Origin of the sequence: Stenotrophomonas sp. CFBP8980 (assembly GCF_034046095.1) — a bacterium.
In the GTDB taxonomy this organism is placed as follows: domain Bacteria; phylum Pseudomonadota; class Gammaproteobacteria; order Xanthomonadales; family Xanthomonadaceae; genus Stenotrophomonas; species Stenotrophomonas lacuserhaii.
Genome location: NZ_JAXCXF010000003.1, coordinates 228,187 through 239,556, shown reverse-complemented (window position 1 = coordinate 239,556; position 11,370 = coordinate 228,187). Strand labels below are relative to the sequence as shown.

Sequence of the window (11,370 nt, the reverse complement as noted above, 5' to 3'; positions counted from 1 at the left end):
CGGGGAACCGTGGTTGGGAAACGGGCCCGATAGTGTACCGGAAGCGGCGTGGCGGGCCCCGATGGCCGATAACTGGAGGCCGCTGCGCGGACAACGCGCGACGGTGATCCTCCCCCAGCCCGACGAGCCCACTGCCATGCTGTCTGCTTCCGCGACCATTCTGTCCACTACGCCCGGCCCCCTGTCCTCGACCGCCCTGCTGCGCCAGGGCCTGCGCCAGATCAGCGCGGCCGGGCTTGCCCCCGCCCCTGTGCCCCGGCATGTCGTCAACTCCGGGCCGGGCCGGATCGCCCCGCACCAGGTAGACCTGGGGGGGCTTCGCGCCGTGCGTGAAAACGCGATGCGCTTCTGGCAGGGCCAGCAGGATCCGCTCAGCCTGGTGCGCCCTGCCCCATCGCCGCAGCGACCGCAAGCGAAACCTCAACCTCAACCGCCCGGGCCGCTGTATGGCGCCCTGCCGTTGCCGCCGCCGCGGGTATTCGCGCTGGCCCGCTGCGGCCCTTGGCAGAGGCCGCAGGTGTCGGCCCCGCCGAGAATCGTCGAGGCCGTGCGCAAGCGCTTCGAGCCCAGCCTGGAACTGGAAAGCGGGTTGAGCGAACAACCCATCGTGGTGCGCCGTGAGGAGCGTCATCCGCTGGGCCTGCTCAGCCTGCAGGGTCTGCCGCTGTTGGAGCGCAATACAAGCCACCGCAGCGAGCCCTGGCCCAGCCGCACCAGCACCAGCGTTGTGCGTGGCACGGTGGCGCGGGCGGTTGCCCAGAAGCAGGCGCGCGACCGAGCGGCCGTTGGCGGGGATCGCGTGTCGTCAGCAGCCAGGAGCGGCCTGGACCACGCCTTGCCCGCCTCACCCGACAGCGGCCTGTCGCTTGACTCCAGCGATGACGACAGGGAGACCTCGGATGCCGACATCTGCGCGCGGCGGATCGCAGCCTTCCATCAGACGTGTCCGGATAGACAGCGATTGGACGATCTGCTGCGTGGACTCATCCCGAAGCCGTCGGCGCAGTGTCCGCACCCCCCGCATTTCTACCCTGTCCGGCCGCAGGCCAGTGAACTGCATCCCTATGGCATCCACCGGGAGTTGCGTGCCGCGTGCCGCTGAGGTCGCCGGCGGCTGCGCGATTTCTGGCGGCGACCGGGTGCTTCAGCGACCACGCTGGGGTCACGCCCTACACCGAGGAAATCCCATGTTCTGCGTCAAGTACACCCCCCCATCCTTCGCCCCGCGCATCGCTGCCGAGCTGCCGCGTGCCGCACGGCAAGCCGAAAGCCTGTCGCTCTCACGCATTCACAACACCGACGCGATGCCGCGTTCGTCTGCCAGGATGGCCAACTACCGTGCGTTCACGCGGAGCTACACGCCCGCAGGACCAGAGGCCGGCTCCCGCCCCTGGATGATCGCCGAGAAAGCTGGCCCGACGGTCCCGGTGCCCGCGACTCTCCCCGCCGCCCGTAAGTTCTGCGCATTTACCGGAATCCCGTTGCGCAATGGGTTGCTCGATGTAACAAGCAGTCCCTCCGTACATCGCGCATCCCCCGCATTGCAGACTGGCTCCCGTGCGCCCACTGTCGTCGGCCGCCGCGCACCGGAAATGCGGCCGTTTTTCTCGATGTTGACCGGGGTCGCAGCGGCCACCACGGCTGAAAACAAGACGCAGCCCACGCCTTCGGCCGCTTCGGTGGTGTCGTCGGCAGGGTCGGCGGCTGCGTGTTCACGCGGCCAGGGTACAGCGCAGCGCAGCGGCGATGAGGTGCTCAACGACATCGGCGCACTCCGCAAGAAGTGGCAGGACGGGTACTTCGCATCAAGCGCAAGCCAGACGTCCGCAATGCAGGATTCCGCTGACAGGGTCAATCGTATCCGCGCGGAGATCGCGCAGGCGCGAAACAGCCGCACCTGAGTCACGCCACGCCGCGCCCCTCCTTTCCCGGACCTGACCACCATGCCTGCACCCTGCCCTGTTCCCAGCCCGGTCATCGCACCGCGCATCGCGTTTCCGTCCCCAGCGACATCGCACGGGTCTTCCCGGTTCTCCGTCGCGAGCGTCCGCAACGGCGAGCCCCCGGGTGGGCACGGGCATGGCGCGGGTGTCGCGGGTGTCTACATGGGCAGCGCCGACCTTCTCTCGGGCAACCCGGCTGCGCGGGCGTCCCAGCAGCCACCGGTCACCCGGGAGCTGTTCGAGCAGCTTGTCCGAGACCTTGACATCCGCCTGGCGGGCCTATCGACCAGCGCGCTGACGGACCAGCGGAACACGCTGCGGGAAGGGACGCAGGTTGGCAACGGGTCGCGGCAACCCACCGAGGTGGAGCGGCAGTGCTTGATCGTCGGCCTCACCCTGGAGCTTCTGCAACATCCGGGCGTCTGGAACGAAGGCGCCGGCGACCTGGTTCCGCTCATCGTTCACAGCGCCCACTGGCCCCCGGACATTGCACTGCGCATCGTAGACGCTGACGATGGCGCTATCCATCTCCATCGGCACGGCCAGCCCGAGTTGTCCCACCGTCGCCCTGGCGACCAGGAACTTCCCGAAGTGCAGGACAACGAGATCATCCTGCTGCGCCATGGCCGTCACTTCGACCTGCTGCGGCGCGATCGGGACAGGGTGATCGATGAGGTCACAGCCGACGGTGACTGCTTCTTCAGCTGCATTTCCAAGGCGTTGGGCCACGACGACATCGAAGCCTCGAACCTGCGGCTGCGCCAGGGCCTCGCCGAGCATCTGTGGAGCCAGCCCGAGGCCTTGCAGGCCGTCGCCGCGTTTGATGGGCCATTGCACGACCCAGGCCCCAACCAGGTGAAGCGAACAGCAGATCGTGTGGAAGAGAAGGGCGTTTTGATCCCGCCCCCGGATTACGAGGGCAGCGATGGCGTGAGCGCGTCGAAAGTGCCTGGGTCGGTCAGTGCATCGTTGATGCCGGCAATGATCGGCTTCTACAACGCGGAAATGCGACGGTTCATGCGCGACGATGTCTATCCCCCGCCCTTGCTTGCACGTATGCACGAAAAGCTGGTCAAGGATCTCTTCAACAAAGTGGTCGAGATGTTGGAGGCTAGCGACAACGGTTCACTGCGGCAGGAACTTGTCACCGCATTCGAAATGGATTTCGAAGCGCATAAAGCCACCAATGCGCACGAGCTCACGCGCGTGCAGGGCCTGATCGCCAAGGCACTCGAGAAAGTGCGCAATGAATATACCGAACAGATAGAAGGCGTGCTTACGGAAAATTCCCACGGGCTGGACGAAACCGCGCTGGAACGCATGAATCTGGACATCCGGCAACGCGTAGTAACGCAGCTGCAAGCTTCGCTGAAAGCGATCCGCAGTAATGAACCGCCGCAGGACCATGTGAAGAGCATCGAAGCGCACATGGACGGATACTTTGCCGCCGTGAAGCTAGCGAACGCCGAAAAACGGGCGACGTCGAAATCTGCTTCGTCTTCTGCATCGAAGTCTGCATCCAAATCTGCGGATTGACCCCCGCGGTCGCGGAGCTATCGGAATGCGCGCCGTGTTGTAGGCGATTGCACCTGGAGTCGTAAAAGGGGAACCAGCGCACGGTTTAAGGTCGGTTAAGATGACAACGTTGTCGCAACCGCCCGCCTTTGTAGCGCGGTGGTCTTGTCCGCCCCCCTCCGCCGCCTGTCCGCGGCGCCCGGACCTGCGTCACGCGCGGCGCCATCGTGGCCCGCGCGACAATCTGATTCGATCGGAGATATCCCATGCATGACCCGATTGCACGCAGTGCCGCTCGTTCCGTCCGCTGTTTCCCGCATCGCTCCGGGTGGCTTCTCGCCCTGGCCATCGGTGGCGCCCTGCCTGGGCTGGCGCAGGCCGCCAACTGCACAGGGGTGGGCCAATGGGACCAGGCCAAGATCTACCGCGCCGGTGACACCCTGCAGAAAGGGGGGGTGCTTTACCAGGCAAAACAGGACATCTGGAATGCCCCGCCGGACCACCCCGCCGGCGCCCCGTACTACACCAACCTCGGCGCCTGCGACGGCGGCGGCAGCAACCAGCCACCGGTGGTCAGCCTGACCTCCCCGTCCAATGGCGCCACCTTCAGCGCCGGCAGCACGGTGAACGTCAGCGCCAACGCCAGCGACGCCGATGGCAGCATCAGCAAGGTCGAATTCTTCCGTGGTGGCAGCTCGATCGGTATCGACACCAGTGCGCCGTACAGCGCCAGCTGGGCCAATGCCAGCGCCGGTACCCACACCCTGCGCGCGGTGGCCACCGACAACAACAACGCCACGGCCAGCACCGCCACGATCTCCATCACCGTCAACGCGGCCAGTGGCGACACCACCGCGCCCAGCGTGCCCGGCGCCTTGGCGGTCGGCACCCGTACCGCCTCCAGCGTCGCGCTGAGCTGGAATGCCTCCACCGACAACAGCGGTGGCAGCGGGGTGGCCGGCTATGACGTGTACCGCAACGGCAGCCTGGTCGGCTCCCCCTCCAGCGCCACGTACGTCGATGGCGGCCTGTCTCCTTCCACGACCTACAGCTACCGCGTCCGTGCGCGCGACAACGCCGGCAATGCGTCCGCCCAGGGCGGTACGGTCAGCGCCACCACGTTGGCCGGTGACGGCGGCACATCAGGCAAGCGGGTCATCGGCTACTTCACCCAGTGGGGCATCTATGGCCGCAACTACCGGGTCAAGAACATCGACAGCAGCGGCTCGGCGGCGGGTCTGACCCACATCAACTATGCCTTCGGCAACGTCCGCAACAACCGCTGCGAAGTCGGCGTCACCCAGCCTTCGGACCCCAATACCGGCGCCGGTGGCGATGCCTTCGCGGACTACAGCAAGGCGTTCTCCGCCGCCGAAAGCGTCAGTGGCAGCGCCGATACCTGGGACCAGCCGTTGCGGGGCAACTGGAACCAGCTCAAGCAGCTGAAGGCCAAACATCCCGGCCTGAAGGCGCTGATTTCGCTCGGCGGCTGGACCTGGTCGCGCGGTTTCTCCAGCGCCGCACGCCCGGAAAACCGCCAGGCCTTCGTAGCTTCGTGCATCGACGCGTACATCCGCGGCAACCTGCCGGTCACCGATGGCGCAGGCGGCACGGCGGCGGCGCTGGGCGTGTTCGATGGCATCGACATCGACTGGGAATATCCCGTCGCCTGCGGCATCGCCTGCGGTGCGCCGGAGGACAACGCCAACTTCACCGCGCTGCTGGCCGAGTTCCGCCGCCAGCTGGATGCGGTGCGGCCGGGTCTGCTGCTGACGGTTGCCGTGGGCGCCGGCATCGACAAGATCCGGGTCACCAATCCAGCGGCCTATCATCCGTACCTGGATTACATCAACGTGATGACCTACGACTTCCACGGCGCGTGGGATCCGCGGACCAACCATCACTCGGCGCTGTTCGATGCTCCCGCTGATCCGTCCACCGGCGACCAGCTGCAGTACAACAGCAATGACGCCATCGAAGCCTTCATCGCACGCGGTGTTCCGGCATCGAAGCTGAACCTCGGCATCGGCTTCTACGGCCGCGGCTGGAACGGCGTGGGCGGCGGCAACAACGGCATGTACCAGACCGCTTCGGGCGCTGCGCCAGGCACCTATGAGGCCGGCATCGAAGACTGGAAGGTGTTGAAGAACCTGGGCTGGCCGACCTATACCGACGCGGCCGCTGGCGCCACCTGGGCCTATAACGGCAGCACGCTGTGGAGCTATGACACCCCCGCCAACGTGACCCGCAAGATGACCTATGTCAAAGCCCAGGGACTGGGCGGGGCGTTCTTCTGGGAATTCAGTGGCGACGACGCGCAGGGCACGCTTTCACGCAGCATCAGTGATGGCCTGAAGTAAGACCAAGACGGCTTCCCGCGATCAGTGCGGGGAGCCGTCGTCTGCTTTACGGAGCGTCAGAAAGGTTTCGGCGGCCGCAGGCGGAACACGCTGGCCGGTGGCAGCGGCCAGGTAGCCGACTCGTCATTGCAGATGGAAACCCGGCGGATGGCCGTGGCGGCGGCGCCACTGCGGGTGTCCTGCGTGCCGGTTGACCCCGCCGTTGCAGGCCGCGGTGGCAGGTTTGCGATCGCGGTGGGCACCGCGCCGGCCGGGCGGGCGGCGACGGGTACCCTCGCCGGCGGGACCGCCGGTCGACCCAGCGGACGCGCCGGGTCAGCGGAAGAAGCAGCGCGCGGCATCATGAGAGATCTCCACCTGTGGATCTCTACGATGCACGCGCTTCACCGCGCCGGCTTGCATATTTACTGCAGCGGTTTCCGCCACTACGCCGGGCCGACCGGCATCACGGAGGGCCGAGATTCAGCGCGCGCGGCGGTCCAGAGCGGCCTTCAGCTGCGCAGGCGGCAGGTAGCCACCCAGCTGGGTGCCATCTGCGGCGAAAATCGCCGGCGTGCCGTTGACGCCGAGCTGCTGGCCCAATGCGTACTGCATGGCCACCGGGTTGGTGCAGTTCTTCGCCGGCACCGGGCTGCCCTGCTTGGCGGCAGTCAGGGCCTTGCGACGATCACTGGCGCACCAGACAGAGATCATGTCGGTGTAATCCTTGCTGCCCAGCCCCATCCGCGGGAAGGCCAGATATTCCACCGTGATGCCGTTGCGGTTGAGCTCGGCGATATCCTGGTGCAGCTTGCGGCAGTATCCGCATTCGATATCAGTGAATACGCTGATGGTGTGCTTGGCATTGGGCGCGGCAAACACGATGCGGTCACCGTGGTTTGCTTTTTCCAGCAGGCCGCGGCGATAACCCAGCAATCCCTCGCTGTTGACCAGCGCCTTGGCCTGGATGTCGTAGGGCTGGGACTGCATCAGGTACTTGCCATCATCGGACACGTACAGCACCTGGCCGGATACGACCACTTCACGGAAGCCGGGGAACGGCGCGGCACCGATGTAGTCGGGCTTGAAGTTGGGATCCAGCTGGGTCAACGCGGCGCGGACACTCTGTTCGGCACCACCGCGTGACGATGCGGCGGGGGCAGCCGGCGTTTTTGCGGCGGGCGGCGCCGGCTGCGCACACGCGCTGAGGCTGAGCATGCCGAACAGCGCGGCGGTAAGGACTCGGAACATCGGGGGCCCGCGGGATCATGAGGAACGCCGATTCTCGCACAGCAGGGCTGAGCGTCGTGCGATGGGCTGGAGGTGTCGCAATCGCCTGAGCGATTGATGGAAGCTTTGATGAAAGGCCTGCCGCAAGCTCGTTGCAAAACAACTCGGGGCGCCTCCATGCAGATCCTCAGCCAGCTCGGATTGATGTTCCGGGCGAACATGCTCCGTCAGCTCAGCGCCAAGGTGGAGCTGGCCCGCACCCATTACTCGCCGTCGCGTTTCACTGCCGCGCTGACCGGCATCAACAACCAGGAGCAGCAGCTGGCAGAGCGCTTCAGCCGCGGACACCTGAGCCTGGAGAAGCTGCAGCGGCAGGCAACCCGCCTGGCCAGCCATGAGGTCATCCTCAATGCCCGGCTGACGCCGGAAGCAGACAAGGATGTGTCGCCCGCACGCCAGCCGGTACAGACCGCCACGGCGTTCCGCAGCGTGTTGCTGCGCGCTTACTGCCTGTCGAACGGGGCAGCCAGGGAGAAGGTGGGTACGCTGCTGGCACCGGATACGGTGCGCGCCCGGGCACGCACCATGCTGGCCGATGCGGTCTGGAACGGGCACCTGGTGACCGTCGATGAACTGGCCGCGCAGGTCCGCCTGCAGGCCCACCACGAAGCACTGGACGTCGGCTGTGCACCGGATCAGCTGGCGCGTCTCGAACGTGATGCCATGCGGCAGATCCTCGCCTTCGTCGGCGCATCGCACCGCCATGCCGCCGCAAGCGAGGCCTCGCCCTACGTCCACCAGCTGCTGCGCGCCACCGTCGACGCGCTGCAACTACGCAGCGAAACGCCGCCGCCGTCCGGTTCCGACGTCCAGGTTCCGCCGTCGTGGAATCGGATCACGGACGCGTTCTGGCGGCCCGGCGCGGCACCGCCGGCGTACACAGCCTTCAGCGCGGCCGTCGCGGCGGCCGTGGACGACGCCCTGCCCCCGGGCCCGGCCGACGCCACCCTGCCGGAACAGCGCTGCCGCCGCACGTTCGAACTCCTTCAGTACATCCGCCATCACGCCCCGTCGGCTTCGCGGCCCGGCATTGCCGAAGCGCGTGAGCTGCTCGAACGCCATGCCCATCGCCTTGAAGGTGAAGCGGTCGATGTCCTTATCAAGGCCAACGACAAGGCGGCCCATGCGTTCCGGCGCAGCGCATCCTCCGGCTCCAGCGACGCCTGACCGATCAGCCGCGCGGATGATGCCTGGCGTGCAGCTTCTGCAGATGTTCGCGTGCCACCAGCGTGTAGATCTGGGTGGTGGAAAGCGAGCTGTGGCCGAGCAGCATCTGCAGCGCGCGCAGATCAGCGCCGTGGTTGAGCAGGTGGGTGGCGAAGCTGTGACGCAGGCCGTGCGGGCTGATCCGTACCGGATCAATCCCGGCCAGCACGGCATAGCGCTTTACCAGGTGCCAGAATGCCTGGCGGGTCGGCGCGCGCAGGCTGGGTTCGATGAACAACGGGACCTGGCCGCCGGCATCGGCTGGCACGCAGCGTTTGCCCGCCAGCTGCGGCCGCGCCTCCTGCAGGTAGCGTTCCAGCCAGTGCTGGGACTCTTCGCCCAGCGGCACCAGACGTTCCTTGCTTCCCTTGCCGGTCACCCGCAGCACGCCCTGGCGCAGGTTCACCGCGGTTGCCGGCAGGCCTACCAGTTCGCTTACGCGCAGGCCGGCGGCGTACATCAGTTCCAGCATCGCGCGGTCGCGCAGGCCCAGCGCCGTATCGATGTCGGGGGCCGCGAGCAGCGCGTCGATCTGGCTTTCGGCCAGTGCCTTGGGCAGCAGCCGTGGCAGTTTCGGCGGATCCAGCAAGGCGGTCGGATCATCGCTGCGTGCACCGCGGCGGACACTGTCGGCAAAGAACGCGCGCAGGGCCGACAGCAGGCGCGCGTTGCTGCGCGGCGACCACCCGTGACGGGTACGCCAGGCCAGGTAGTCGAACAGGCCGGCGCGATCGACGCCGGCAAGGCCGCCGGCCTGTCCGCTGCGCCAGCGCGCCAGCCCTTCCAGGTCCCGCCGGTAGCTGTCCACGCTGGCGCGCGCCAGGCCATGTTCGGCCCAGGCCGCATCAAGAAAACGCGTGATCGCCACCGAATCGGCGGCGTCGAGTTCGGGTAGCGCCTGGATCAGCTGGCGGCGTTCGGCAGGCGAGGAAGCGACGGACATGGGCGAAGGATACGCCGCACGCTGCGCACCCCACCAGCATTGCGTATGCTTCCCCGCATGGCTGATCCGCATGATGCCCCTGCCGCTGCCGCTGCCCCTGCCGCTGCCTCCGCACGCCCCGCTGCGCTGCTGGGCTGGCGGCTGCTGGCACTGCTGTACGACCTTTTCCCTGCGCTGGCGCTGTGGATGCTGGCCGGATCGCTGTTCGTGGGTGCATTCACCATCACCGGCCACACAACCCACGAAAACATCGCTCCGTTCAGCACGTGGCAGTGGGCGTTATGGGCGTGTTGCTGGGTGCTGACCGGCCTGTATGCCACCTGGAGCTGGCGCCGCGGCGGCCAGACGCTGGGCATGCGGCCGTGGCGGATCGCGGTGACCGGCGATGATGCGCAGGCGCCGTCGCTGAGCTCGCTGTGGGTGCGTTATGCCGTTGCAACCGTCTCGCTGTGCGGCGGCGGGCTCGGCTTCTGGTGGGCCTTGATCGACCGCGACCGGCTGACCTGGCACGACCGCGCCAGCGGCACCCGGATGATCCGCCGACCCAGGCGATGAGGCCGTGCCGGGCAGCTGAACCAACGCCGCACTGTCATCAAGCCGTCATCGATCCACGATAGATCGCACACCGGGGCGGTGCGTAGCCTGTGCGGCCAATTCGTTCGATGCCGTGATGATGATGCGCCTGCTGCTGGCCTGCGCGTGCCTGTGGCTGGCCGCCTGCTCCCCTACTGCTTCCACCTCGCTGAGCGAACGCCTGGTATCGCCCGGCGGTGCCTCGCCGTTGCTCGACCAGGCGCATATCGCGGCCACCATCGCCACCCTGCCGAACCGCAATGGCTATGTCACCAGCAGGCAGGACGTGCGGCTGTTCTGGCGCGCCTTCGATGCGGGCGATTATGGGCTGCGCTACCGCTATGCGCGCCCTCGCCATGAAGGCGGCGAACCGGTGGACATGGACCTGCGGCTGGAGCCACCGCGGCCGTTCCATGCGCGTGCGCCGCGCGGCACGGTGGTGCTGCTGCACGGCTGGATGATGAGTGGCGATGCGATGCTGCCGTGGTCACTGCAGCTGGCGCAGTCCGGCTACCGCGTCATCACCATCGACCTGCGCAACCACGGTCACTCAGGCGGTGGCCCGGCGGGTTATGGAACGGTGGAATCGGACGAGGTGATCGACGTCATCCGTGCCTTGCGTGCCCGCGGTGAAGTACAGGGTCCGCTGTATCTGTTCGGGGTGTCTTACGGCGGGGCGACCGCGCTGTTCACCGCCGAGAAACTGGGTGGCGACGTACAGGGCGTGGTGGCCATGGAATCCTTCGCCAATGCAGGCGATGCGATCCGCAGCATGATCCCTCACCTGCTGGCCAGCGAGCCGCATGGCTGGCAGGCGCAGGCGGTGGCGGCCTACGCCCGTTGGCGGTATGCCGACCAGGACATGAACGCGGTGATCGCCGCAGCCAACCGGCGGCTGGGGGTGGACCTGGACCAGGTGGATGTCAGCCGTGCGGTCGCTGCGAGCCACGCCTGCGTGCTGCTGCTTCACGGTGACCAGGACCAGCATATCCGCGTGGACCAGGGACGCCGGCTGGCGCAGGCCAGTCCGCGTGCGCACTACATCGAAATGCGCGGCGAGGACCACATCACCCTGCCGATGCGGATCGATCTGCTGGGCGGCGTGGTGGACGACTGGATGTCGCGTGATGTGTCTGCGCCGGAGGGCCTGTGTCCTGCCCCGCGTCTTCCGCTTGAGGCGAATTTCATGGCGCTTTCGCAGGGTGTGGGTGGGTCGAACGGGTGATGCCCCCTCGCGGGTGGTTTCTAGAGCTGCATCTGGGTTGGGGGCCGGGCGGGGAGGCTATGCGGGGCACGCGCAAGTACGTCCATGTAGCTCTTCGCGGCTCCTGCCGCTCAAGGCCCCGCATAGCCTCCCCGCCCGGCCCCTCTGACAGGTTCCGGTCGCCGCCACCCGCGTAATAAAGAAGAAGAAAGCGGTAGCGCCGACCCATGGTCGGCGAGCGCAGCGGGCCCTTGGCGGAAACATTCCGCCGACCATGGGTCGGCGCTACCAAGGCCCCCGCAGATCTGCCGAAGGTGGGGCGGGGTGGGTTCGTGGGAACGCTCATCCGCATGGATG

The 11,370-nt window shown here is 67.1% G+C and carries 9 protein-coding genes; 7 read left to right on the top strand and 2 right to left on the bottom strand.

The annotated features are described in order from the left end of the window. The first annotated feature begins 61 nt into the window (after positions 1-61). From SOM47_RS09520 to SOM47_RS09505, 4 genes are all read left to right on the top strand, one after another. Positions 62-1,102, top strand: coding sequence for a hypothetical protein (locus tag SOM47_RS09520; RefSeq protein WP_320505421.1), 1,041 nt, complete (start codon positions 62-64; stop codon positions 1,100-1,102). 85 nt (positions 1,103-1,187) lie between these two features. After that, positions 1,188-1,901 carry a hypothetical protein gene (locus tag SOM47_RS09515; RefSeq protein ID WP_042615336.1) on the top strand — a complete coding sequence of 238 codons (714 nt, stop codon included), beginning with the start codon at positions 1,188-1,190 and terminating at the stop codon, positions 1,899-1,901. Between the two features lie 204 nt (positions 1,902-2,105). Next, positions 2,106-3,479: an OTU domain-containing protein gene (locus tag SOM47_RS09510; protein ID WP_320505420.1), complete on the top strand. Its 1,374-nt coding sequence runs from the start codon at positions 2,106-2,108 to the stop codon at positions 3,477-3,479. 245 nt (positions 3,480-3,724) lie between these two features. Next, entirely contained in the window at positions 3,725-5,818 is a 2,094-nt protein-coding gene (locus SOM47_RS09505) for a glycosyl hydrolase family 18 protein (protein WP_320505419.1), read from the top strand. Between the two features lie 462 nt (positions 5,819-6,280). On the opposite strand, the gene SOM47_RS09500 is transcribed toward SOM47_RS09505, so the two are convergent. After that, positions 6,281-7,048, bottom strand: a complete 768-nt coding sequence (locus tag SOM47_RS09500) for a thioredoxin fold domain-containing protein (protein ID WP_320505418.1) — start codon at positions 7,046-7,048, stop codon at positions 6,281-6,283. A 156-nt stretch (positions 7,049-7,204) separates the two neighbouring features. Here SOM47_RS09500 and SOM47_RS09495 point away from each other — a divergent pair, with 156 nt between their 5' ends. Then, a complete protein-coding gene (locus SOM47_RS09495) occupies positions 7,205-8,254 on the top strand; it encodes a hypothetical protein (protein ID WP_320505417.1) in 1,050 nt (349 codons plus the stop codon). Between the two features lie 4 nt (positions 8,255-8,258). Here SOM47_RS09495 and xerD read toward each other — a convergent pair whose 3' ends face one another. After that, complete coding sequence (gene xerD, locus SOM47_RS09490; protein WP_320505416.1) at positions 8,259-9,236, bottom strand: site-specific tyrosine recombinase XerD; 978 nt, start codon at positions 9,234-9,236, stop codon at positions 8,259-8,261. A gap of 57 nt (positions 9,237-9,293) precedes the next feature. Between xerD and SOM47_RS09485 the strand changes: the two genes are divergently transcribed. Next, a complete protein-coding gene (locus SOM47_RS09485; RefSeq protein WP_192084344.1) occupies positions 9,294-9,791 on the top strand; it encodes an RDD family protein in 498 nt (165 codons plus the stop codon). A 115-nt stretch (positions 9,792-9,906) separates the two neighbouring features. Then, the gene (locus tag SOM47_RS09480; protein ID WP_192084343.1) at positions 9,907-11,034 is read left to right on the top strand and encodes an alpha/beta fold hydrolase; all 1,128 of its coding nucleotides are present in this window, start codon (positions 9,907-9,909) and stop codon (positions 11,032-11,034) included. The last annotated feature ends 336 nt before the right edge of the window (positions 11,035-11,370 follow it).

What these genes read in the sequence shown, in the direction of transcription:
- SOM47_RS09520 (WP_320505421.1), top strand. Translation starts at nt 62, where the DNA reads ATGGCCGATAACTGGAGGCCGCTGCGCGGACAACGCGCGACGGTGATC.
- SOM47_RS09515 (WP_042615336.1), top strand. Translation starts at nt 1,188, where the DNA reads ATGTTCTGCGTCAAGTACACCCCCCCATCCTTCGCCCCGCGCATCGCT.
- SOM47_RS09510 (WP_320505420.1), top strand. Translation starts at nt 2,106, where the DNA reads ATGGGCAGCGCCGACCTTCTCTCGGGCAACCCGGCTGCGCGGGCGTCC.
- SOM47_RS09505 (WP_320505419.1), top strand. Translation starts at nt 3,725, where the DNA reads ATGCATGACCCGATTGCACGCAGTGCCGCTCGTTCCGTCCGCTGTTTC.
- SOM47_RS09500 (WP_320505418.1), bottom strand. Translation starts at nt 7,048, where the DNA reads ATGTTCCGAGTCCTTACCGCCGCGCTGTTCGGCATGCTCAGCCTCAGC.
- SOM47_RS09495 (WP_320505417.1), top strand. Translation starts at nt 7,205, where the DNA reads ATGCAGATCCTCAGCCAGCTCGGATTGATGTTCCGGGCGAACATGCTC.
- xerD (WP_320505416.1), bottom strand. Translation starts at nt 9,236, where the DNA reads ATGTCCGTCGCTTCCTCGCCTGCCGAACGCCGCCAGCTGATCCAGGCG.
- SOM47_RS09485 (WP_192084344.1), top strand. Translation starts at nt 9,294, where the DNA reads ATGGCTGATCCGCATGATGCCCCTGCCGCTGCCGCTGCCCCTGCCGCT.
- SOM47_RS09480 (WP_192084343.1), top strand. Translation starts at nt 9,907, where the DNA reads ATGATGATGCGCCTGCTGCTGGCCTGCGCGTGCCTGTGGCTGGCCGCC.